Source organism: Polaromonas sp., assembly GCF_029945685.1.
Lineage (GTDB): Bacteria > Pseudomonadota > Gammaproteobacteria > Burkholderiales > Burkholderiaceae_C > Polaromonas.
On record NZ_JAQSDA010000009.1, the window covers coordinates 193,699 to 214,852 of the forward strand.

General features: G+C 65.8%; 21 protein-coding genes and 1 rRNA gene. 9 read left to right on the plus strand and 13 right to left on the minus strand.

Annotation, left to right across the window (positions count from 1 at the left end):
- Position 1 precedes the first annotated feature (1 nt).
- The 3 genes from PSV26_RS07685 (at position 2) to cutA (ending at position 2,635) form a co-directional block, all read left to right on the plus strand.
- Positions 2-808, plus strand: coding sequence for a creatininase family protein (locus tag PSV26_RS07685; RefSeq protein WP_300569484.1), 807 nt, complete (start codon positions 2-4; stop codon positions 806-808).
- Positions 809-934: 126 nt separating this feature from the next.
- A complete protein-coding gene (locus tag PSV26_RS07690; protein WP_300569487.1) occupies positions 935-2,287 on the plus strand; it encodes a sorbosone dehydrogenase family protein in 1,353 nt (450 codons plus the stop codon).
- Positions 2,288-2,299: 12 nt separating this feature from the next.
- Entirely contained in the window at positions 2,300-2,635 is a 336-nt protein-coding gene (gene cutA / locus PSV26_RS07695; RefSeq protein WP_300569490.1) for a divalent-cation tolerance protein CutA, read from the plus strand.
- On the opposite strand, the gene PSV26_RS07700 is transcribed toward cutA, so the two are convergent.
- The 11 genes from PSV26_RS07700 to PSV26_RS07750 form a co-directional block, all read right to left on the minus strand.
- Positions 2,630-3,298: a histidine phosphatase family protein gene (locus tag PSV26_RS07700; protein ID WP_300569493.1), complete on the minus strand. Its 669-nt coding sequence runs from the start codon at positions 3,296-3,298 to the stop codon at positions 2,630-2,632. The genes cutA and PSV26_RS07700 overlap by 6 nt on opposite strands.
- A 129-nt stretch (positions 3,299-3,427) precedes the next feature.
- Complete coding sequence (locus tag PSV26_RS07705; protein ID WP_300569496.1) at positions 3,428-4,450, minus strand: threonine dehydratase; 1,023 nt, start codon at positions 4,448-4,450, stop codon at positions 3,428-3,430.
- Positions 4,451-5,164, minus strand: a complete 714-nt coding sequence (locus PSV26_RS07710) for a VOC family protein (RefSeq protein WP_300569499.1) — start codon at positions 5,162-5,164, stop codon at positions 4,451-4,453.
- Complete coding sequence (locus tag PSV26_RS07715) at positions 5,161-6,144, minus strand: PhzF family phenazine biosynthesis protein (protein ID WP_300569502.1); 984 nt, start codon at positions 6,142-6,144, stop codon at positions 5,161-5,163. Before PSV26_RS07715 ends, PSV26_RS07710 begins: the two co-directional genes overlap by 4 nt.
- Positions 6,145-6,185: 41 nt before the next feature.
- Complete coding sequence (locus tag PSV26_RS07720; protein ID WP_300519810.1) at positions 6,186-6,806, minus strand: glutathione S-transferase; 621 nt, start codon at positions 6,804-6,806, stop codon at positions 6,186-6,188.
- Between the two features lie 3 nt (positions 6,807-6,809).
- Positions 6,810-7,448 (minus strand): LysE family translocator, encoded by a 639-nt coding sequence (locus PSV26_RS07725; RefSeq protein WP_300569505.1) that lies wholly within the window; start codon positions 7,446-7,448, stop codon positions 6,810-6,812.
- Positions 7,445-8,650 (minus strand): PLP-dependent aminotransferase family protein, encoded by a 1,206-nt coding sequence (locus PSV26_RS07730; protein WP_300569508.1) that lies wholly within the window; start codon positions 8,648-8,650, stop codon positions 7,445-7,447. The genes PSV26_RS07725 and PSV26_RS07730 overlap by 4 nt, the downstream gene beginning before the upstream one ends.
- 20 nt (positions 8,651-8,670) lie before the next feature.
- Positions 8,671-9,000 carry a DHCW motif cupin fold protein gene (locus PSV26_RS07735; protein ID WP_300569511.1) on the minus strand — a complete coding sequence of 110 codons (330 nt, stop codon included), beginning with the start codon at positions 8,998-9,000 and terminating at the stop codon, positions 8,671-8,673.
- Positions 8,997-9,344, minus strand: a complete 348-nt coding sequence (locus PSV26_RS07740; RefSeq protein WP_300519821.1) for an antibiotic biosynthesis monooxygenase — start codon at positions 9,342-9,344, stop codon at positions 8,997-8,999. The genes PSV26_RS07735 and PSV26_RS07740 overlap by 4 nt, the downstream gene beginning before the upstream one ends.
- Complete coding sequence (locus tag PSV26_RS07745; RefSeq protein ID WP_300569514.1) at positions 9,344-10,288, minus strand: DMT family transporter; 945 nt, start codon at positions 10,286-10,288, stop codon at positions 9,344-9,346. The genes PSV26_RS07740 and PSV26_RS07745 overlap by 1 nt, the downstream gene beginning before the upstream one ends.
- The gene (locus tag PSV26_RS07750; protein ID WP_300569517.1) at positions 10,285-10,896 is read right to left on the minus strand and encodes a LysE family translocator; all 612 of its coding nucleotides are present in this window, start codon (positions 10,894-10,896) and stop codon (positions 10,285-10,287) included. Before PSV26_RS07750 ends, PSV26_RS07745 begins: the two co-directional genes overlap by 4 nt.
- Before the next feature lie 132 nt (positions 10,897-11,028).
- Here PSV26_RS07750 and PSV26_RS07755 point away from each other — a divergent pair, with 132 nt between their 5' ends.
- The 3 genes from PSV26_RS07755 to PSV26_RS07765 all read left to right on the plus strand — a co-directional run bounded on the left by PSV26_RS07755 (position 11,029) and on the right by PSV26_RS07765 (position 13,606).
- Positions 11,029-12,507 carry a PLP-dependent aminotransferase family protein gene (locus PSV26_RS07755; protein WP_300569520.1) on the plus strand — a complete coding sequence of 493 codons (1,479 nt, stop codon included), beginning with the start codon at positions 11,029-11,031 and terminating at the stop codon, positions 12,505-12,507.
- Positions 12,508-12,625: 118 nt separating this feature from the next.
- Positions 12,626-13,156 carry a GNAT family N-acetyltransferase gene (locus tag PSV26_RS07760; protein WP_300569523.1) on the plus strand — a complete coding sequence of 177 codons (531 nt, stop codon included), beginning with the start codon at positions 12,626-12,628 and terminating at the stop codon, positions 13,154-13,156.
- Between the two features lie 36 nt (positions 13,157-13,192).
- A complete protein-coding gene (locus PSV26_RS07765; protein ID WP_300519833.1) occupies positions 13,193-13,606 on the plus strand; it encodes a low affinity iron permease family protein in 414 nt (137 codons plus the stop codon).
- A gap of 46 nt (positions 13,607-13,652) precedes the next feature.
- Here PSV26_RS07765 and PSV26_RS07770 read toward each other — a convergent pair whose 3' ends face one another.
- Together PSV26_RS07770 and PSV26_RS07775 are read right to left on the minus strand one after the other, a co-directional pair.
- The gene (locus PSV26_RS07770) at positions 13,653-15,269 is read right to left on the minus strand and encodes a phospholipase D family protein (protein WP_300569526.1); all 1,617 of its coding nucleotides are present in this window, start codon (positions 15,267-15,269) and stop codon (positions 13,653-13,655) included.
- Between the two features lie 188 nt (positions 15,270-15,457).
- Entirely contained in the window at positions 15,458-17,386 is a 1,929-nt protein-coding gene (locus tag PSV26_RS07775) for an ATP-binding cassette domain-containing protein (RefSeq protein WP_300569529.1), read from the minus strand.
- 142 nt (positions 17,387-17,528) lie between these two features.
- On the opposite strand from PSV26_RS07775, the gene PSV26_RS07780 reads away from it, so the two are divergent.
- The 3 genes from PSV26_RS07780 to PSV26_RS07790 all read left to right on the plus strand — a co-directional run.
- Positions 17,529-18,008, plus strand: a complete 480-nt coding sequence (locus PSV26_RS07780; protein WP_300569532.1) for a (2Fe-2S)-binding protein — start codon at positions 17,529-17,531, stop codon at positions 18,006-18,008.
- Positions 18,005-20,275, plus strand: coding sequence for a molybdopterin cofactor-binding domain-containing protein (locus PSV26_RS07785; protein WP_300569535.1), 2,271 nt, complete (start codon positions 18,005-18,007; stop codon positions 20,273-20,275). The genes PSV26_RS07780 and PSV26_RS07785 overlap by 4 nt, the downstream gene beginning before the upstream one ends.
- Before the next feature lie 501 nt (positions 20,276-20,776).
- A 16S ribosomal RNA gene (locus PSV26_RS07790) occupies positions 20,777-21,154 on the plus strand; the annotation flags it as partial.

Here is a 21,154-nt window from a genome sequence, read left to right on the forward strand (position 1 = left end):
CATGACAACCCCCAGCCTGCATAGCCACTTTTGGGCCGATCTCAAAAGCCCCGACTTTGCCCGGCTGGACCTGGCGCGCACCCTTGCCGTGTTGCCGGTGGCCGCCATAGAGCAGCATGGTCCGCACCTGCCGCTCAGCGTGGACACCGACCTGGTCAACGGTGTGCTTGCGCATTGCTTGCCGCACTTGAACCAAAGCGGCGCCGTGCTCTTCCTGCCGACCCAGACCGTGGGCCGCAGCATCGAACACATTGCCTTTCCCGGCACCTTGACCCTGGGCGCGGCCACCCTGATCCAGAGCTGGATCGACCTGGGTGAGTCGGTCGCGCGCACCGGCATCAAAAAGCTGGTGTTTCTCAATGCCCATGGCGGCAATGTCTCCACGCTGGACATCGTCGGCCGGGAGCTGCGAGCGCGTTTCGGCATGACGGTGTTCACCGTCAACACCTTCAGCCTGCCGCTGCCGGCTGCCGTGAAGCAGCTGTTCGGCCCCGGCGAAGAACGTTTTGGCGTGCATGGCGGCGACGTGGAAACTTCCATGATGCTGGCCTTGCATCCGCACAAGGTGGACATGGCGCTGGCGCAGAACTTTCACTCCAGCAGCCAGGACCGGGCGCGGCAACACGCCATCCTCGGCAACGGCAGCAGCGCCAAACTGGCCTGGGCCGCGCAGGACCTGAACCTGCAGGGCGCGGCTGGCAATGCTGCGGCCGCCACGGCCGACAAAGGCCTGGCGGTGTTGCAAGCCAGCGGCGCGGCGCTGGCGGGCCTGCTGGGCGAGATCGGCCAGCTCCCGCCGCTGGCCTGAATCGCCGCCCCGCCGCCCTGACAAAAACTGGGGACTTCAGCTGACAGAACACAGCAGCGTGCGGGGACAACAATCAGCAGGATGCGCGTCCCCATGCGCCCCCCCATCACCCACCAAGGATTGACCATGCCAGCCTCGCCTGTTTCCCGCCCTGCCGCCCTTGTTTCCCGTTTCGTGCTGGTGCCGCTGTGCGCAGCGTTGGTGCTGGGCCTGAGCGGCTGTGGCGACACGACCAAGCTGCCGGCCGGCGCCGATATGGGCGTCACACCCACGCTGTCCCAGCCGGTCAGGTCGCTGATCCCCACCGTCAACATTGCCCCGGCACAGGGCTGGCCGGCAGGCGTGATGCCGCAGCCCATGGCCGGCACCACGGTGACAGCCCTGGCCACCGGCCTGGACCATCCGCGCTGGATCTACACCCTGCCCAACGGTGACGTGCTGGTCGCCGAGAGCAACAAGCCGCCCCGGCCCGACGCCGGCTTCAGCATCAAGGGCTGGATCATGGGAGTGGTCATGAAGCGTGCCGGTGCCGGCGTGCCGAGTGCCAACCGCATCACACTGCTGCGCGATGTGGACGGCGACGGCAAGGCCGAAACCCGCACGGTGTTTTTGCAGGGTCTGAACTCGCCGTTTGGCATGGCGCTGGTCGGCAAGGAACTGTTCATTGCCAACGCCGACGCACTGGTCAAGGTGCCTTATGAAGAGGGCCAGACCGCCATCACGGCCACGCCGGTCAAGGTGGTGGACCTGCCGGCCGGCCTGAACCATCACTGGACCAAAAATGTCATCGCCAGCCGCGACGGCAGCAAGCTCTACGTCACCGTCGGCTCGAACAGCAACGTCGGTGAAAACGGCATGGACATCGAGACCGACCGCGCGGCCATCCACGAGGTCGACCCCAAGACCAACACGCGCCGCCTGTTTGCCTCGGGCCTGCGCAACCCCAACGGCATGGGCTGGGCGCCCGACGGCACACTCTGGACCGTGGTCAACGAGCGTGACGAGATCGGCAGCGACCTGGTGCCCGACTACCTGACCTCGGTGAAGGACGGCGCCTTTTATGGCTGGCCCTACAGCTACTACGGGCAGACGGTGGATGTGCGGGTGACGCCACAGCGGCCGGACCTGGTGGCCAGGGCGATAGCACCCGATTACGCGCTGGGCTCGCATGTGGCGCCGCTGGGCATGGTGTTTGCCGAAGGCAACACGCTGCCCACCGCGCTGGCCAGCGGTGTATTCGTCGGCGAACACGGCTCCTGGAACCGCAAGCCGCTGAGCGGCTACAAGGTGGTGTTTGTGCCCTTCATCGGCAGCAAACCCTCTGACAAACCCATCGATGTATTGACCGGCTTTGTCAGCCCCGACGGCAAGGCCTGGGGCCGGCCGGTCGGTGTCGCCCTCGACAAACGCGGCGCGCTGCTGGTGGCCGACGACGTGGGCAATGTCATCTGGCGCGTGGCCGGTACAACGCCGCGCTAGGGCCGGTCAGTCATGGATGCGGTTTGCATGGTGATGACGGCCGTGGGCAGCGAGGCCGCGGCGGAAATGCTGGCGCAGCAACTGGTGGAAGCCCGCCTGGCCGCCTGTGTGCAGGTGATGCCGGTGAAAAGTTTTTATGTCTGGCAGGGCAAGAGCCGGAAAGAGGCTGAATTCCTGCTGCTGATCAAGACCCGCGCGGCCTTGTACGCGCAGGTGGAGGCCTTCATCATTACCCGGCACCCGTATGAAACGCCGGAGATCCTGCAGGTGCCGGTGAGCGCGGGCGCAAACGCCTACCTGCAATGGCTGGGGGCTGCCACGCTGGGAGCAGGCGACCAGGCCTTATGAGTAGGTGATCCAGTCCGCGTGTTCGGGCGCATCCAGGTGCGGCAGCGTGTTGTAGGTGACCAGCATGTGGCGTTTGGGCGTGAAGGCAAACTCGGTCAGCGAGCAATTGCGGATGCGCAGGTTGAGGTCGATGGTGGCCTCGGGGCTGGTGCCCAGCACATGGCCGACGGCGGTGGCAATCGGGCCACCGCTGGAGACCAGCAGCACGTTGCCGCTGTAGCTGCTCTTGACGTGGTCCAGCACCCCGGTGATGCCCGCCACAAAATCGGTGTAACTGGGCATGCCGCGCGGGCTGACCACGCCGGCCATCCACTGCGCCAGTCCGTCCTTGAGCAGGCGGAAGTGGCCGCGGACCATTTCGGGCGAGGTCGGCTTTTCTAGTTGGGCCGGATGGATGGCCGCGATCACCGCCTCCGCGTCGTATTCATTGAGCCCGACCTGCCGCGATGCATCAAGCGCCATGCCCATGCCCTCGCAGATGCCGGCAAAGGTCTGGATCTGGCGGTTCAGCGTGCCGGTCAGCGCCGCGTCGAAGGTGAGGCCCTTGTACTTGAAGTATTCCCCCAGACGCACGCTCTGCCTGTGCCCCATGCTGCTCAGCACATCGTAGTTGTCAGCGCCAAACGAGGCCTGGCCGTGGCGCACGAGGTAAAGGGTTCCCATGGCCAAATTGTGGCGCGTGCCGCAGGTGCGCCTAGTCACGCGTGTGACCGAGCGTCGCAAAAACCAGTCAAGCAGGGGCCGCGGATCTGGCTTTGCCAGTCCGCAGGCGCAGCGCCCGGGGGCAGCGCACTATGCGAAGCGAGAAGCGTGGGGGCCCAATACCTTGGCGACAGTGGCGCTGTCCACATTGCCACCGCACAGCGTGGTGCCCACCACCCGCCCCTTGAGTTGCGCGCGTTCCTGCATGGCGGCCGCAAAACTCGCAGCCCCGGCGCCTTCGGCCATGTTGTGGGTGTCGGCGTACAAGTTGCGCATGGCCTGCGCGACTTCGTCGTCGCTGACCTTCACGATGTGGTCCAGATGCGGCAGCAGGATGTCGAGCGCGGCCGGGTCCGCGATGCGGCAGGCCATGCCGTCGGCCAGTTGGGTGCTGACCGGCGCTTCGACCACGTGGCCGGCGGCCAGCGAGTCGGCGTAGGTCGTGGCATGGGCACTGACAACACCCACGATACGCAATTTTCGGCCCAGGGCGAGTTTGGCGGCAATCGCCGAACACGCGCCCGAGCCCTGGCCGATCGGCACATAGACCACATCGAGCTGCGGCACGGCCAGCATGAACTCCCACCAGTAGGTACTCACGCCGCTGAGCAGGTCGGCATGGAAACTCGGCACCATGTGGGCGCCGCGTTCAGCCGCCAGGCGCATCGCGTATTCGCGGCTTTCCTGGAAGTCTTCGCCGTGTTCGATCAGGGTGACGCCGAGCGCGCGCATGGCGGCATTTTTCTCCAGCGAATTGCCGCGCGGAACCACGATGGTGCAGGCCACGCCATGCGCGCGCGCCGCCCAGCCGATGCTCTGGCCGTGGTTGCCGCGCGTCGCGCTGATCACCTCAGCGGGCAGTTCCCCGCGCTGTTTCAGCGCCTCAAAGTAAGTCAGCCCGCCGCGTATCTTGAAAGCGCCGACCGGTGTGTGGTTCTCGTGTTTGATCCAGCAGTCGGTGCCCAGGCGCTGGCTCGACAGACCCCAGCGGTACTGCGGCGTGGCCTGGAACTCGCGGTACACGACCCGGGCCGCGTGTTCGATGGCCTGCAGGTCGGGCAGGCCGGTGATGGAGCGGTTGGCGGGCGGGGTCAGCGCTTGCGTTCGGTACATTCAGATTCCTTTGGATTCCAGCGTGACCGGGCCGCGCGGCGTCTGTAGCGTGGCGTGAAGACTGGGCGGGCCCGGGGTCACGCCCACACCGGTCAGGCCGATCGCGGCATATGCAGCCTGAAGCTGTTCCGGCCGTGGGTGGCGGACCTGCAGCGCCTGCAGTGTCACGCCCGAAGCAGGCATTGCATCCAGTGGATGCGTCGCCTGCGCCGGGTCCTCTCCGGCCTCGCCCCACTGGATCAGCGTCGGCAAGGTGCCGTAGAACAACCGCTGGCCGTCGTCGCGCACGGTGATGCGCCAGCTCAGCAGGCCGGTGGCGGTCTGGCGCGAGGCTTCCACGACGCTGCCGCGGTCCAGGCCCTGTGTGGCCAGTGCCTTGACGGCCGAGACCACGCCCGGAACGCTGGCGACAAAATGCACCAGTTGCGGGCCTTCACTGGCCACACGCGCCTGCAGTTCGCGGTCGTCCATGTCGAACCAGCGCTGCCTGCCGGCCGCCCGCAGTGGCGCGACGCCGGGCTGGATCGCAATGATCTCGAAGTAGGCGCGCGGGAAGGCCGTGCCGGCCACGCTGAACAGGCGGTTGTGTGTGCCCATCAGCGGATGTTCGCCGCCGGGCCCCGGTGTGATGCCCAGTGTTTGCTCGCACCAGGCCACGCCCTGGGCCAGGCTGGCGGCCACGACAACCAGGTGATCGACCTGGGCGCGGCTCACAGCGTCACCGTGCCGTTGATGCAGGTGACCGATGGGCCGCCGACCCAGACCTGTCCTGAGCCTGTCGAAGTGGCCTGCGCAGAGCCCGACATGTCCGTCTCGCGTGTCAGGTAGACGCGGCCGGCGCGGCCCAGGCAAGTGCCCTGGGCGGCCACGTAACGCTCGGGCGCGTGACCTTCGGCAATCAGCCATTGCGCCAGACTGGCGTTCAGGCTGCCGGTGACCGGGTCTTCCTCGATACCGATGGGTGCTGCAAAACCCCGCACCTCAAAGTCTGCCGTTGCCGATTCTGCCGCGCTGGCGGGCATGCTGCCGGCGAAAGCGCGAGCCTCGCGGTTGGCGCGCGCTATTAAAACAGGAGCTGTCCGCGCAGGATGGGGGCCGATTACCCCCACTTTGAGGCCATGTTTCTTGAGGGTAACGTGATCCGGCGCCAGCTGCAGCACGGTGTCCGCGCTGTCCAGCAACAGGCCCAGCCAGACCGGTCCGTTGTCGAGCAGCTGCGCGGCCAGGATGTGTTGCGCTTTCAGGCCGAGGGCGGCGGCCACCTGCGCCAGTACCGCCGGGCTGGGCGCCGAGCGCTGCAGGGGCGGTGCGGCAAAAGCCAGCCGGTCCCCGTCCTGCCCTGAGCCTGTCGAAGGGTCGCGCCGGATGTTCACCAGGCCGACCTGGCATTCCTGCACGATGAAGTCCTGACGCCTGGGCGTGCCGCCGGCCTGCAGCCAGGCGTGGCAGCTGCCCAGCGTGGGATGGCCGGCAAAAGGCAGTTCGCCGCCCGGCGTGAAGATGCGCACCCGGTAGTCGGCCGCCGGATCGGTCGGTGGCAGCACAAAGGTGGTTTCCGAGAGGTTGGTCCAGCGCGCAAAACGCTGCATGGCTTCGTCGTCCAGCCCGCTGCCGTCCAGCACCACCGCCAGCGGGTTGCCGAAGTAGGGCAGGTCGGTGAAGACGTCGACTTGTTTGAAGGGCCTTGTTTTCATGGTGCGGAATCAGAAGGTGAAAGGGAGAAAGTTGGCGATTGTCAGGACAGCGCGAGGTCCAGCACACCCTTGCTGGCCTGCCGGGCGCACAGGCTGTCGTACCAGCGTTCGAGGTGGGGCCGGCTCTGGCGCGGCTGTGGCAGGCCGAACCAGCGATGCACCTCGCAGGCCACGGGAATGTCGGCCATGGTGAAACGCTCGCCGACCATGAAGGGGCGTTGCGCGAGGTGGGCGTCCAGCATCGCCATCAACGCCTCAACTGCGGCATTGGACCCGTCAAGCAGCGCGGCATCGCGCTGCTCGGGCGGCGTGCGCACCAGCTGCCAGAAGCCCGGGCGGCTGGCCGGGTTCAGCGTGGTCTGCTGCCAGTCCATCCAGCGCTCGGCGTCAAAACGCTCGCGCAGGTCGGTCGGGTACATGTCACCGGCTGACTGCCGGGCACACAGGTAACGCACGATGACATTGGACTCCCAGAGCACAAAACCATCGTCCTCGATCACCGGCACCATTGAGTTGGGATTGAGCAGCATGTACTCGGGCGTCTTGACCAGGCCAAACAGGCCGCCCGCTTCCGTGCGCTGGAAATCCAGGCCCAGCTCCTGCGCTGTCCACACCACTTTCTTGACGTTGATGGAGCTCATGCGCCCCCAGATCTTCAGCATGGTTCAGACTCCTCTGGAAGGGCGGTCAAGCAACAACAGCCGCAGCGCAAGCCCTGCCATGACAAAAGCCATGAAACCGCGCTGGAATTTCGCGGCGCCGGGCGCCGCCTGCAGGCGGCGCCCGATCTGCCCGCTGAATGCGCCCAACACGGTGTTGAACACCAGTGCCGCCACCGACAGCGTGACGCCCAGCACCAGCAATTGCAGCGTGACCTGGCCGCGCGCCGGTTGCACGAAATGCGGCAGGAACACCATGAAAAACAGCAGCGCCTTGGGATTGGCCAGGTTGTTCAGCAGCGCCATGCGCACGATGCGCGCAAAGCCGGCGGGCCGGGCCTCAGCGGCGCTACGTGCACCGGCTGGGCGCAAGGCTTGCCAGGCGAGCCACAGCAAATACAGCGCGCCGGCATAACGCAGCACGTCAAATGAGGGCGGCCAGGCCGCCACCAGCGCAGTCACGCCGGTGGCGGCGCACAGCGTGTGGACCAGATCGGCCGCCGAGATGCCGACGGCTGCCGCAAAGCCGCCGCGCGCGCCGTGCACCAGGCCATGCGACAGCACAAAGGCCATGTTGGGGCCGGGCGACAGGAAAAGCGCCAGCACCGCCAACAAGAACAGCGACAGCGTGGCCGTGTCTATCATGCTGCGCGCAGTTCGGGCACGCCGGCAGGCAGTTGCTCACGGATGGCTGCGGCCAGCGCGGCGATGCCGATGTTGATCTGCTCGACACTGGACGTCACGAACGAAAGGCGCAGCGTGCGGGCGTCGGCGTGGTCGGCGTAAAACGCCCAGCCCGGCACAAAGGCCACATTGCGCTCCACCGCTTTGGGCAAGAGGTCGATGGCGTTCATGCCTTCGGGCAGGCGCACCCACAGGAACATACCGCCGGCCGGCGTGTTCCAGCTCACGCCTGGGGGCATCTCGCGCTTCATCGCGGCCAGCATGGCGTCGCGCTGCGACTTGTAGAGCGCACGTATCGTGGGCACGTGGCGGTCCAGGAAGTTGTTCTTCATGGTCTCGACCACCATGCGCTGGTTAAAGCCGGGCGTGTGCAGGTCGGCAGCCTGCTTGGCTTGCAGCAGCTTGGAGTAAAGCGATTTGGGCGCGACCAGAAAACCCAGGCGCAGGCCGGGCGCCAGGATTTTTGAGAACGAGCCCATGTACACGCAGCCCTCAGGGTTGCGCGCGGCAAGCGGCAGCGGCGGCGGCGTGTCAAACCACAGGTCACCGTAGGGGTTGTCTTCGACGATGGGCAGGCCCAGGCGCGCGGCCGCGGCGCTCAGCGCGACGCGACGCGCCTCGGTCATGGTGCGGCCGGTCGGGTTCTGGAAGTTGGGCAGCACGTAAAAGAAGCGCGCGCCGGCTGCTTTGCCGGCGAGATCGGCGATGTCAACGCCTTCGTCGTCGCTGGCCACGCCCACCACTTCAGGCTCCATGGGCGTGAAGGCCTGCAGCGCGCCCAGGTAGGTGGGTGTTTCCACCAGCACGCGGCTGCCGGCGTCGATCAGGATTTTGGCGACAAGGTCCAGGCCCTGCTGCGAGCCTGTGGTGATCAGCACCTGCGCGGGGTCAACCTCCCATGGCAGCATGGCTGCCACCATCTCGCGCAGCGGGGCATAGCCTTCGCTGGCCGCGTACTGCAGCGCAGCATGGCCGTCTTCGCGCAGCACCTTGTCGCAGGCTTCTCGAAAGGCGGCGACCGGGAAAGTCCTGGGCGAAGGCAGGCCGCCGGCAAAGCTGATGATGCCGGGCTTTTCGGTGACCTTGAGGATCTCGCGTATCACCGAGGGGTTCATTTTTTCGGCGCGTGCGGCCAGGGTCCAGTGCATGTTGCTTTTTTCCATGGTTGTTCTCTTTTCTGTCGTCAATCCACGATAAACAGTGTCGCACCTTTGGGTGCGCTGGAGCGGTGCGCCTCGGCGTTATCTGCCACCTGGTAGCTCATGCCCGGTCCCAGCGTGAACCTGCGTCCGTCTTCCAGCTCGGTGTGCAGCTGCCCCTGCAGGCACAGCAGGATGTGGCCCTTCCTGCACCAGTGGTCAGATACATAACCCGGCGTGTATTCGACCATGCGCACGCGTACCTCGCCGAACTGCTGCGTACGCCAGAAGGCCTGGCCCGCCAGGGCCGAGTGCTCCGTGCGGGCCACGGTGGACCAGTCGGTGGTGCCGAAGGGGATGCCTGCGATGTTCACGCGGGCACCCCCTGGCTGCGGTCGCGCTGGTTGGGCGTGATGTGCGCGATCGTGCCGTCGCCGTAGGATCGCAGCACCTGCGAGATGACGACGTGAAAGCCCCTGTACCACCGCATGTACTGGCGCTTGGCTTCCAGGTGTTTCGGGTGCGCGGAGAATGCGCGCAGCGCTTCCAGGTTGTCCCAGAAGTAGGTCGCGTTGTTGCACGTGCCGTCGGGCGAGCGCCAGGTCTGCGCACCCAGATAGCCGGGGGTGGCTTGGGCGGCCTCTTCGATCAATGCGTCCAGCGCGTGGAAGTGCTCGTCGTAAGTGCCGGGCTCAAAAATGAAGGCAGCGGTGTACATCAGGTCTTCCCCGGTTGCAACAGTGGATTGTCGTTGGCGGTTTTGGGGTGGACCGGCATCTTCTTGCCGATGAATACCGTGGCGATCACCGCCAGTCCGAAACCCACGGTGACCGCATCCAGGCGCTCGCCCAGCAGCGGCACGGCAAACAGCATGGACAAAAAGGGCTGCACCAGCTGCACCTGGCTGACGCGCACCGTGCCGCCCAGCGCCAGGCCGCGATACCAGGCGAAAAAGCCCAGCCACATCGAAAACATCCCGAGGTAGGCAAAACCGGCCCAGGCGCTGGTCCGGATCGTCGTTTCGGGCCAGCTGGCCAGCGCCAGTGGGAGCGTCAGGGGCAGGGAGATGAGCAGCGCCCAGCAGATCACGTGTTCGGCCTGCATGTGCTGCGACAGCCGCGCGCCGTAACCGTAACCGACGGCCGCGCACAACATGCCGGCCAGCAGCAGCCCGTCTGCAAAATGGATGGACAGGCCCGCGGCGCCGCCGGAACGCAGTACGGCAAACACCACCACCAGCGCGCTGCCCAAGGCCGCGCAGAGCCAGAAACCCGCCGATGGGCGCTGGCGGTGCAGCAGCGCGCCGACGGCGGCGGTGGCCAGCGGCAACACGCCCACGATCACGCTGGCATGCATGGCCTCGACATAACGCATGGCGATCGAGGTGAACAGCGGGAAGCCGAACACCACGCCGCCGGCCGTGATGGCCAGCGGCAACCAGTCGCGCCGCTGCGGCAGCGGTGCGCGGGTGGCCAGCAGAAACAGCGCCGACAACGCGGCCGCCACCACGGCCCGGCCCAGCGCGATGAACAGGCCCGACATCTGCGGCGCCTCGGGTGTGCCGACCGCCAGCCGCGTCATCGGCAGGGTCACCGCAAAAATCACGATGCCGAGCAGGCCCAGCCAGAGCCCTTTGCTGATGTTGGCGGGGGTGGCGTTCATAAAAACAGCATCCAGATCGCGGTGGCCACCAGCACGGCCGCCATGGCGCGGTTGAACCACACCAGACGTCGGCCGCTGCCGGCCGGGCCGCTCAGCCACTCGCGCAACAGCGAGCCGGCCAGCGCATACAACAGGTTGCTGGCAAAGGCATAGGCCAGCATCACTGGCAGCACCACGGCAAAACGCAGGCCGGGGTCGCTGCGCCCGGCGATCCAGCCACCCACGATGGCGAGCGCCAGCATCCAGGCCTTGATGTTGACGAACTGCAGCGCCGCGCCCTGCCAGAAGCCGACATTCATGCGTTCTGCGTCGGCTTCGCTGAGCTGACGCGAGCGCGCGATCTTCGAGGCCAGCCACAGCAGATACGCCACACCGATGAACTTGATTGCCAGGCCCAGCAGCGGGATCGCCAGCAGCAGCGCGCCCAGACCGAACGCGCACAGGCTGAGCAGCACGCCCCAGCCCACCGGCACCGCGCAGACAAAAGGCATGGCGCGGCGCAGGCCGTGGTTGGCCGCCAGCGCCGTCGCGAGCGTGGTGTTGGGGCCGGGTGAAAAGCTCATCGCTGTCGCCAGCACCAGCAGGGCGGTAAATTCTTGCCAATTCATGGCTCAGACTTTATAGTTCAAGCCAGCACACTACCCATACAGTTGGGGTGACAAATTTTGAAACTGTGCTGGTCAAATTATCAGCACACAGGCCGCTGGTGTTGCCTTGCACCGGGCCAGCCGGGGTCCGCCATGTTGATGAAAACCGCTTCCCAATCCCTGACCGATCAGCTCAGCGCACGGTTTGCCGAGCGCATACGCAGCCGCTTGCTGGCGCCCGGCGCGCGCCTGCCCTCGGTGCGCCTGTGCGCCGGGCAGCAAGGCGTCAGCGTGTCCACCGTGGTCGCGGCGTATGACCAGTTGCAGGCGCAAGGCCTGGTGGTGGCACGCAAGAACCGCGGCTTTTTTGTCCGCGATGCGTCGTTCAATGCGGTTCTGACGCCCGCCCATCCAGCGCAGGTTGCCGCAAAAAACGCAGCGGTGGCACCCGACACCCCGCTGCGGCTGAACAGCTGGAGCACCGCGACCTGGATGTCCACCCGGCAGGCGCCGGTGGATGCCACCGCGCTGATCCGCGGCATGTTCCACAAGGTCAGCAACAAGCCGCAGCCGGGCATGGGGGTGTTTCCGCCCGAATGGCTGGAGACCAGCTTCATGCCGGCGGCGGTGCGCAAGGTCACAAGCGGCAGCGCGCTGCGCGATTTTTCACTCAGTTACGGCGAGCCCATGGGCGACAGCGGCCTGCGCCGCGCGCTCTCGCAGAAACTCAGCGCGCTCAATGTGCATGCGGTGCCCGAACAGATCATCACCAGCGTGGGCGCCACCCATGCGCTGGACATCGTGAGCCGCACGCTGCTGCGCGCCGGCGACTGCGTGATGGTCGAGGAGCCCGGCTGGGCGGTCGAGTTTGCGCGCCTGGATGCGCTGGGCATGCGCATTCTGCCGGTGCCGCGGCGCGCCGACGGCCCGGACCTGGAAGTGATGGCGCGGTATTGCGAGGCCCATGCGCCCAAGCTGTTTGTCAGCGTCAGCGTGTTCCACAACCCGACCGGTTACTGCCTGAGCCCGGGCAGCGCGCACCGCGTGCTGCAGCTGGCCAACCAGCACAATTTCCACATCGTCGAGGACGACACCTACAGCCACCTGGCACCCGAACACGCGACGCGGCTGTGCGCGCTCGACGGCCTGCAGCGCACGGTGTATGTCAGCGGTTTTGCCAAGATTCTGGCGCCCGGCTGGCGCGTCGGTTTCATGGCCGCGCCGCCCGCGCTGGTGGAGCGCCTGCTCGACACCAAACTGCTGGGCACCCTGACCACCCCCGCGCTGCTGGAAAAGGCGCTGGCCTGGTGCATCGACCAGGGCCAGCTGCGCCGCCACGCCGAACGCATACGCACGCGGCTGGATGCAGCGCGCGCGCGCAGCGTCAAGCTGGCGCTGGCGCACGGCTGCAGCTTCGCGGCGGAACCGGCCGGCCTGTTCGGCTGGGTGGAAACCGGGGTGGACACCGACGCGCTGGCGCAGCGCATGCTCGACGAGGGTTACCTGATCGCGCCCGGTGCGCTGTTTCACGCGGTGCGCAAGCCCAGCACCCTGATGCGCATCAACTTTGCGACCACGCAGGAGGCGGCGTTCTGGAAGGTGTTCGCGCGGCTGCGGGACAGCATGAAGTGAGCGGTCTCCAGTTTTTCATGTGTTTTTGGCCGGTAGCCCTTTCTGGATGGGCGCAAGCAGCTATTGAATTCATAGCAAATTCAGCTTCCCGGGGCGGCAAGGTGAAAGGTGTCCGCCCATGCTGATCGAGCAGCTCCGGCCTGTCCATGCGGGCGACTACCGGGCGCTCATGCTCGAGGCTTATGCCCTGCACCCCGAGGCCTTCAGCTCCAGCGTCGCCGAGCGCGCCGCCCTGCCGCTGTCCTGGTGGCAGTCGCGGCTCAGCGAAGAGCCGCTTGCCCAAGAGCGGGTGCTGGGTGTTTTTCAGGACGACCGCCTCGCTGGCGTCGCCGGCCTGTCGTTCGAGTCGCGTGAGAAGCTGCGCCACAAGGCCACCCTCTTCGGCATGTACGTGCCCGACCGGTTCCGCCTGCAAGGGCTGGGCCGCCGGCTGGTACAGGCCGTGCTGGCGCAGGCGGGCGCCCGTCCCGGGGTGCGGCTGGTCCAGCTCACCGTCACGCAGGGCAACCACGCGGCCCGCGCCCTGTATGAAAGCTGCGGATTTGTTTCTTACGGTGTCGAACCCTTCGCCGTCGCCGCAGGTCCGGCCTATGTCTCCAAGATCCACATGTGGTGCAACATCGGGTTTCCAGATACCCGCCTCGCCTGACCCCTGACCCTTCATCCCGAACCCCGGACACACACCATGGCAAGCAAGAAAAACTGGTATTCGAACGCAGCCAAGGCCGCCTCGCGTTACGCCGGCCGACCGGCCACCTTCTTCACGGCGCTGCTGGTGATCCTCGCCTGGATCGTCACCGGCCCGCTGTTCGGCTTCAGCGATACCTGGCAGCTGGTGATCAACACCGGCACCACCATCATCACCTTCCTGATGGTTTTCCTGATCCAGAACTCGCAGAACCGCGACACCGAGGCGATCCAGATCAAGCTCGACGAACTCATACGTGCGACCCAGGGCGCGCATAACGCGCTGCTCGATCTCGAGGAGTTGAACGAAGAGTCGCTCGACGCCTTCCGCACCCGTTACGGCGCGCTGGCGGCCGCCGCACGCAAGGGCTTGCTCGATGGGTTGCGGGATACCGACACGCCGGAGGCGTGAGGAAGTTGGGGTGCGTGCTCGGTCCCGGCCGCTCCGCTCGGGACGCTCAGAGCATCTCGTCAGGCGCCAGCGGTCCGATCAGCGTGAGCATGAGCTTGAGCCCCAGGCTCGCATCCGGCTCGGTGCGTGAGTCTTTCAGCTGCGAGCCTTCAGGCGCACGCCAGACCAGCTGGCCCTTGTCCAGTTCGACCTTGTAGGCGCCCTTGGCGAGTGCCGGCTCGATCAGCCGGGTGGTGTCGTCCGAGAGTTTGCGGCTGCGAATCACCAGCGCCACCTCGCTGTTCTGCAGCTGGGAGCGCAGGTCCAGGTTCATGGACCCGATCACCAGCAGGTTGCCGTCCAGCACCACGATCTTGGCATGCAGGCTGGCGCGGGAGCCGCCGGCCGAGCCGGTGCTGCCGAGAGAGCTGAAGCCGCTCAGCGTGCCCTCCTGCTCGGCGCGCATTTCATACAGTTCAATGCCCAGGCGCAGCAGTTCCTTGCGGTAACGGGCATAGCCCACATGGGCGGCGGGCGCATCGTTGGACGCCAGCGAGTTGGTCAGCACCCGGATGCGCACGTTCTTTTGCCGGATGGCCGCGAGCTGGTCCATCATGCGGCGGCCCGGTACAAAGTAGGGCGAGACGATCAGCAGATCGCTTTTGGCCTGCGCCATCAGTTGCAGCAGGCCGTCGACCGTGGTGTCCTGCGACGCCTGCACGTCGTCGGCATCCGCGGCGATCTTGGAGGCCTTGTCGACCAGCAGTGTCGACGGCGCCCAGGTCCATTCAAGCAAGGCCAGGTTGGTGCTGTCGGGCAGGGGTTCGATGGCGCTGACCGTGCCATCCAGGGCCGTGACCGTCCGCGGCGCGGCCTGCGCTGCAGCCGCAACGCCGGCCGGGGTGGACGGAGGGGCCGCTTCACCGCCGGCGGGCGCCGGCGCGCCGGCCGGCTGGGCCGGCGGCGGTTTCAGCGCCGCAATTTCTTCGGCGCTCATCAGGGACTGCACCGGATAGGCCAGCGGGTTGTTCCAGTACTGGTCAAAGCTTTGCGACAGCTCGCGTGCGATGCGGCCGGCCGCCAGCACGTCGGCGTCGATGAAGTTGGTGGCTTCGCCCTGGCCGAAGTAGGTTTCGCCGAGGTTGCGACCGCCGGTGATGGCGACCGCGTTGTCGGCGACAAAAATCTTGTTGTGCATGCGCCGCTGGATGCGGTCCACGTCTTTCAGCGAACCGAGGATGCGGAAAAACAGCGACCCGCGCCCGCCGGGCAGTGGATTGAACAGGCGCAGCTCGATGTTTTTCTCGAAAGCGAGCTTGAGCACCTGGGCGTTTTTGCCGGCGGTGTTGAAGTCGTCGAGCAGAATGCGGATGCGCACGCCGCGCGCGGCAGCGGCGCGCAGGGCGTCGAACATGCGGTCGGTGGTTTCGTCGGCGTGAATGGCGTAGTACTGGATGTCCAGGGTCTTCTGCGCCGCGCCGATCAGCGCCATGCGGCTGGTGAAGGCCAGCTCGGCGCTGTTGACCAGGGCAAAGCCGGAATCATTGCGGGTGCCGGCCTTGGCGGCGCGCTGCTGCACCGCATGGCCGATGCGGGTCTGTTCGGGGTTGGCCAGCGCGGTGGAGACCGGCCGGTCGACTTCGCTGGGCAGCGAGGCGCAGCCCGTCAGCCAGGCTGCGAGCATCAACAGGGCCGGGCCGCGCCAGCATGACGATAAAAGGCGGACGGAAGGTGGCGTACGTGGGTGCATGAAGCGGCTTTGGAGGATGCAGCCACTTTAGCGTAAGCAGCTGTTTCCGAGGGTTCCTGCCGGCCCGACACCGGCGCAAGATGCTGTAGGTGGTTTGCCCGACACCCCGCATGGCCTGCAGGCTAGCTGGACAGGCTTTCCCAGCGCTGCAGCGCCGCCATCAGTTCTTCCTCGATCTTGGTGTTGCGGGCGTTCAGTTCGGCCGCGCGTTTGGCGTTGCTGGTGTACAGCGTGCCGTCAAACAGCTCCTGCGTTATCGCCTTCTGCTGCGACTCCAGCTGCTGGATCAGCGCCGGCAAGCCGTCGAGTTCCCGCTGCTCCTTGTAGCTCAGCTTCTTTTTTAATAGCGGATCGCGCACGTCCTTGCTGGCCTCCGGCGTGTTTTTTCCTGCATTTTTGCCGCTGGAGGCGGCGGCCGCGGCCTTGTTGCCGCCGGTCAGCTGTGCCGCACGTTTGGACTGGGTGAGCCAGTCCGTCACGCCGCCCTCGTACTCGCGCCAGAAGCCCGGGTTCTCCGGCGTGCCTTCATAGGCGATGGTGCTGGTGACCACGTTGTCGAGGAAGCGCCGGTCGTGGCTGACCAGGAACACCGTGCCTTCGTAGTTCTGCAGCAGGTCTTCCAGCAGTTCCAGCGTGTCGATGTCCAGGTCGTTGGTGGGTTCGTCGAGCACCAGCACATTGGCCGGCCGCGCGAACAGGCGCGCCAGCAGCAGCCGGTTGCGTTCGCCCCCGCTCAGGCTGCGCACCGGCGAGCGGGCGCGCTCGGGGCTGAACAAAAAATCGGTCAGGTAACTCTTGACGTGTTTTTTCTGGCCGTTGATTTCGACCCACTCGCTGCCCGGGCTGATGAAGTCTTCCAGCGTCGCGTCCAGGTCCAGCGCGTCGCGCATCTGGTCGAAGTAGGCGACCTGCAGGTTGGCGCCCTGGCGGATCTTCCCGGGCGGCGTGGTCACGTCAGGCTGCAGCTCGCCCAGGATCAGCTTGAGCAGCGTGCTTTTGCCGGCGCCGTTGGGGCCGAGCAGGCCGACCTTGTCACCGCGCAGCAGCGTGGCGCTGAAGTTGTTGACGATGATCTTCTCGGCACCCGGGTGGCCAAAACTTTTCGTCACATTCGTCAGTTCGGCCACGATCTTGCCGCTCTTGTCGCCGCTGGAGACGTCCAGGTTGACCCGGCCCACCGCATCGCGCCGCGCCGAGCGGTTGTCGCGCAGGGCTTCGAGCCGGCCGATACGCGCCACGCTGCGCGTGCGCCGCGCTTCCACGCCCTTGCGGATCCACACCTCTTCCTGCGCCAGCAGCTTGTCGGCCTTGGCGTTGATGACGGCTTCCTGCGCCATCTGTTCTTCCTTTTGCAGCAGGTACTGGGCAAAGTTGCCGGGGTAGCTCAGCAGCTTGCCGCGGTCCAGCTCGACGATGACGGTGGCCACCTGGTCCAGAAAGGCCCGGTCGTGGGTGATGGTGATGATGCTGCCGTTGAAGTTGACCAGCAGTTCTTCGAGCCAGGCGATCGAATCGAGATCCAGGTGGTTGGTCGGCTCATCGAGCAGCAGCACGTCGGGTTTGGCCACCAGCGCCTGGGCCAGCGCCACCCGCTTTTTGGTGCCGCCCGAGAGCGAACCGACGATGGCGTCCTTGTCCAGGTGCAGGCGGTGCAGGGTTTCCTCGACACGCTGTTCCCAGTTCCAGCCGTCCAGCGCCTCGATTTCCGACTGCAGGGCGTCCAGGTCGGTGTGTTCGTCGGCCGCCAGGTACATCTCCACCACGTGCCTGGTCCTTGCCAGTCCTGCGCTGGCAGCTATGAAAACAGTAGCATGCGGGTCCAGGCTGGGCTCCTGCGGCACGTAGGCGATGCGCAGGTTCTGCTGCAGCTGCAAGGTGCCGTCATCGGGCTTTTCCAGGCCCGCGAGGATTTTGAGCAGGGACGATTTGCCGGTGCCGTTGCGGCCGATCAGGCCGATGCGCTGGTTCGGTTCCAGCGAAAAATCTGCGTGGTCCAGCAGTGCGACGTGCCCAAAAGCGAGTTGAGCGTCAAGAAGTGTAATTAGTGCCATGTTGTCAGGGATTATCCGGGTGCGCCATTTCGCATGCTGGTTTTCGGGCTTTGGGAGATGGGGGCGGGATGGCTATAGTGCAATGGACATCAGTTGTGGGCGGCCGCTTGCGCCGTGCCTGCCCGACACCACCGGACGTTTTATGGAACTACAAATCAACGGCCAGTCCGTGCAGGTGGACGCCGACCCGGCCATGCCTTTGCTGTGGGTGCTGCGCGACCTGCTCAACATGACGGGCACCAAGTTCGGCTGCGGTGTGGCGGCCTGCGGGGCGTGTACCGTGCGGGTGGACGGGCAGGCCGTGCGCTCTTGTGTCACACCGGTGGCCACGGTGGCCGGCAAGCGCATCCAGACCATCGAGGCGCTGGGCACGCCGGCCAAACCCCATGCCCTGCAACGCGCCTGGATCGCCGAGCAGGTGCCGCAATGCGGCTACTGCCAGTCGGGCATGTTGATGGCGGCGGCGGCCCTGCTCGAGAAGACGCCCAGACCGACCGATGCCGACATTGATGCCGCCATGACCAACATCTGCCGCTGCGGGACTTACCAACGCGTCCGTCTGGCGATCAAGCGGGCCGCAGACATGGGCGGGGTCCGGGCGCCCTTGAAGAGGCGCGCATGAAAAGAAGGACCTGGCTGCTCAGCGCGGCGGGCGCCGCCGGTGCCCTGATCGTCGGCTGGGGTGCGCTGCCGCCGCGCGCGCGCACCGGTTCCGGCCGGCTCTGGCAGCCTGCCGACGGGGAGGTGGCGCTCAACGGCTGGATCAAGATCACCGCCGACGGTTCGGTGGTGCTGGCCATGCCGCGCAGCGAGATGGGCCAGGGCGTGCACACCGCCCTGCCCATGCTGGTGGCCGAAGAGCTGGATGTGCCGCTGTCGCGGGTCCGTCTGGAGCAGGCCGGCGCCGACAGCATTTACGGCAATGTCGCGATGCTGGTCGCCAGCCTGCCGTTTCATCCCTTCGAGCTCGAAAACCGCCCGTTCAAGGTTCAGGCGGGCGAGTGGGTGGTTCGCAAACTGGCGCGTGAGCTGGGCATCAACGCCACCGGCGGATCCAGCAGTGTGGCCGACGCCTGGCTGGTGCTGCGCACGGCGGCCGCCACGGCGCGCGCCTCCCTGCTGGGCGCGGCTTCGCTGCAGTGGCGCCTGCCGGTGGCCGAGTTCACCGTCAGCAAGGGCGTGATTTCGCATCCTTCGGGCAAATCCGCGCATTATGGTGAGCTGGCCCGCTTTGCCGCCGCCACGCCGCCGGGCAGCGTGACGCTCAAGGCGCGCGAGAACTGGACGGTCATTGGCCGGAATGAAGCGCGCAAGGACATTCCCGCCAAGGTCGATGGCACGGCCCGCTACGGGCTCGATGTGCGTTTGCCCGGGATGCTGTACGCGGCGCTCCGCCTGTGTCCGATGCTGGGCGGTGCACCGGGCGCGATCGATGTGAACGCGGCGCTGGCCATGCCTGGGGTGGAACGCCTGGTGCGCCTGCCTGCTTTTGCCGGTTCCACCGCGGGCTTTGCCGTGGTGGGAAAAAGCTGGTGGCAGTGCCAACAGGCCGCGCTGGCGGTGCCGGTGGACTGGCACCAGCGCCCGGCCGGCGCGCTCGACTCGCGCCAGATCGCGATAGAGCTGGAGGCCGCCTTGCAGGGGGAAAATGGAGAGGAGGGCTTCACCTTCTACGAGAAGGGGTCCGCGGACCAGGCCGAGGCGGGCGCCGCCCGCAAGCTGGAGGCGGTGTACCGCGCGCCCTATCTGGCGCACGCCGCGCTGGAGCCGATGAACTGCACGGCGCAGGTCAGGGACGGCAAGGTCTTTCTCTGGGTGCCCACCCAGGTGCCGCAAATGGGCGCGGCGATTGCCGCGCGGGTGGCCGGTGTGGCGGTGGAGGATGTCAGCGTCATCGTCACCCTGCTGGGCGGCGGTTTTGGCCGCCGGCTGGAGGTGGACTACGTCGCCCAGGCCGTCCGGGTGGCCATGGAATGCGGCGGTCGGCCGGTGCAACTGATCTGGTCCCGCGAAGAAGACACCACCCACGACTTTTACCGGCCCATGCATGTGGCCAGGCTGGTCGCGGCGGTGGACGCCCAGGGCCAGCCCGTCAGCCTGCGTATCCGGTCGGCCGGGGACGCCATCAGCCCGCGCTGGATGGAACGCGGTCTGCCCATGCTGGCCGGCCCCGTCGACACGCCCGACAAAACCACGGCCGAGGGCCTGTTTGACTTGCCTTACGGCTTTGCCCATCAGCACATGTCGCATGTGGCCACCCGCAAGAGCGTGCCTGTCGGCTTCTGGCGCTCCGTGGGGCACTCGCACAATGCCTTTTTCTCGGAAAGTTTTATCGACGAGCTGGCGGTTGCGTTGCAGCAGGACCCGCTGGCACTGCGCCGGTTGCTGCTCAAGGATGCGCCGCGCTACCTGGCCGTGCTGGAGCTGGCAGCGACCCAGGCCGCATGGGGAGGAAAACTGCTCCCGGGTCGGGCCAGGGGCATCGCGCTGCATGAGTCGTTTGGCTCCATCGTGGCGCAGGTCGCCGAGGTCTCGCTGGTCGACGGGCAGCCGCGGGTAGACCGGGTAGTGTGTGCCGTGGACTGCGGTACCGTGGTCAACCCGGGCATCGTTGCCCAGCAAATGGAAAGTGCCGTGGTGTTTGCGCTGACGGCCGCCTTGTATGGCAAGGTCGACATCCACGGCGGCGTGGTGCAACAGAAGAACTTCCCCGACTACCGGATGCTGCAGCTGGCGCAGGCGCCCCTGGTTCAGACTCATCTGGTGGCCAGTACCCGGCCTCCTGGAGGTGTGGGCGAGCCGGGCGTGCCACCGCTCGCGCCCGCCGTTTCCAACGCCCTGTTTGCACTGACCGGAACGAGATTGCGGTCCCTGCCGCTGGTCCTCTAGGACAGCCCGGCGTGGGGGGGGGGGCACGCTGCGTGGGCTGGTGAAAGCTTGAAGCCAGGGGTATGAGCTGCGGTTTCCAACATTTTTTCTCGCAACCCCCAGAAAACAGTGCTATAGTCGATGGCTCTGCTGATGAAACAGCGACTCGCCAAAGGCGGTTCTGGTCAGAAGGCAGAAACAAAAAAGCTTCAAAAAAGTTTGACTGTGATGAAAAATCCGGTATATAATTTGAGGCTCAGCTGATTACAGCTAACGACGAAAGCGAAGCCGCCAAGCGGTGACGAAGGTAGTCAGGATCATTAAAAATTTACAGCCGATAAGTATGGGCGTTTGAAGGCGATTGCCAGGCGAAGTCAGCGAAAGCTGATCAGCCAAAGTCTTTTGACTTTAAACGCTCATGGAGATAGAAAAAGTGAAATCGTCAAGATTTCTCTTCAATTCCGTTTTTATGAGTTTCTTCCCGCAGTCAAATGCGGGGAGTTGAAAATTATTGCAGTGATTAAACTAAAGAGTTTGATCCTGGCTCAGATTGAACGCTGGCGGCATGCCTTACACATGCAAGTCGAACGGTAGAGTAGCAATACTCGAGAGTGGCGAACGGGTGAGTAATATATCGGAACGTGCCCAGTCGTGGGGGATAACGTAGAGAAATTTACGCTAATACCGCATACGATCTAAGGATGAAAGCGGGGGATTCGCAAGAACCTCGCGCGATTGGAGCGGCTGATATCAGATTAGGTTGTTGGTGAGGTAAAAGCTCACCAAGCCGACGATCTGTAGCTGGTTTGAGAGAACGACCAGCCACACTGGGACTGAGACACGGCCCAGACTCCTACGGGAGGCAGCAGTGGGGAATTTTGGACAATGGGCGAAAGCCTG